We start from the raw sequence: 1,787 nt of genomic DNA, 5'->3' as shown, positions 1-1,787 counted from the left end.
AGCTTGTTGCCCGCCGCATCGAAGCGCTGGCCGTAAACACCCCAGGTGCTGGCACTGTCCTGGTCGTAGGACGACCACACCACCACGAAGCCACCGTCGGCGAGCACCGCCACGCTGGCAGCATGCTCCCCATAACCGTTGTAGGACTGGTTGCCGGCCGTTGTGGTATTGACCAGGAAGCTGCTGCCGAAGCTAGCCGTGCCGGGATTGTAGATACGCGCAAAAACACCGTCGCCGCTGCCGTCGTTGGCACTCGCGTCGGTCCACACGACGACGTAGCGTCCATCGGCCCAGGCGGCCACGTCCGGCACGTACTGGGCACCCGATTGCGCCGAGGCGCTGCCCGGCGCAGTGCTGACCAAGGTCTCGCCGCCCTGCTTGGCGCCGACGTTGTCAAAGCGCTGCGCGTAGATGTCGTTGCCGTCGGACCACACCGCAGCAAAACCGCCGCTGTAGCCCGCCACGTTGCTGTGGTACTGCGTGCCCGAGGTCGTGGTGTTGAGCAACAGCTGCGCGCCCTGCGCTGCCCCCGTCGCATCGAAGCGCTGAGCGAAGCTGCCCCAGCCGCTGCCGTCATTGCCCGCGCTGTCCTGCCAGCTGATGACGAAGCCGCCGTCCGACAAGGCCGCGATCTGCGCCCAGCTCTGGTCGCCATTGACCAGGGTATTGACGCGGAACTCCGCCCCCAGCGCCTCGCCGTTGTTGGCGAAGCGTTGGGCGTAGATACCCCCCTGACTGCCATCCTGAGCGTTGGAGTCCCAAGTCACCACATAGCTGCCATCGGCCAGGGTCGCCACCGCCGGCCACTCCTGCGTGCTCGCGGTGTAGGTGTTGACCACCTCTTCGGCCCACACCCGCGCCACGCCATCCACGTTGGGCGTGACGTTGATCGTGAGCACGTTGGGGTTGCTGGTGCCGCCGTCGCCGTCGCTGACGCGCAAGCCCAGCGTGCGGCTCAGGTTCGGATTGGCATCGGTGTTGCCGTAGCCCAGGCGCTGGATCAGCGCCTCCACCGCGTCCACGGTGGCCGCCGCAGCGAGGTCGATGCGCAGATTCGCGCCACTGGAACCACCACTGACCGTGCCGATGACCACGCCGCCGTAGCTCACCGTGTTGCCCGCCACCCCGATCTGCCCGGCGCCATTGCCCTGATCGACCACGCCGAGCTGATCCTCGGCGCTGCCGCCCTGGATGTAGTACAGATCGAGCCGGCCACCGCCAAAGTTGGCCGAGTCGATGTCGCTCAGCCCCACCGCCGCATCGATCACCTGCAGGCCGGCATTGACCGCGTTCTCCTCGAACGTGACCGTGCCGGTGAAGTCCGCCAGCTGCGGGCTGGCCGAACGCGCCAGCTCAGTGGCATCACCGAACAGTTGCTGACGGATCTCGTGGGTGTTGTTGCCGCCATTGGCGCTGGTCGCGTAGCTGCTGTAGATCACCGCGAAGTTGCCACTGCCCAGGTCAGCCACCACCGGCTGGTAGGCGGTGCTGTTGTCGGGCGACTCGAGCTTGCGCTGGCCGTCGACCGCCGCGCCGGTGGCATCGTATTCGCGGATGTAGACGTCGGCCGTGGTGCCGCTGCCCGCTACGTCGTAGTTGTCATTGTAGAAACTCACCACGAAGCCGCCGCTCGACAGCGCGCTCACCTCGGACATGTACTGACTGCCCGCGGTGCTCTCGTTGACCTGGAACTCGCCGCCGAGCTTGTTGCCCGCCGCATCGAAGCGCTGGCCGTAAACACCCCAGGTGCTGGCACTGTCCTGGTCGTAGGACGACCACACCACCAC

General features: G+C 66.6%; 1 protein-coding gene. It reads right to left on the bottom strand.

Going from position 1 to position 1,787, the window contains the following annotated elements; translation table 11 throughout:
* Positions 1 to 1,787 (bottom strand): hypothetical protein (locus tag M622_RS37810; RefSeq protein ID WP_217995344.1); only part of this gene is annotated, 1,787 nt, incomplete at both ends.

The sequence above is a fragment of the Thauera terpenica 58Eu genome (genome assembly GCF_000443165.1).
Lineage (GTDB): Bacteria > Pseudomonadota > Gammaproteobacteria > Burkholderiales > Rhodocyclaceae > Thauera > Thauera terpenica.
The sequence above is the reverse complement of the archived record's forward strand: the minus strand, read 5'-3'. Positions and strand labels throughout refer to the sequence as shown.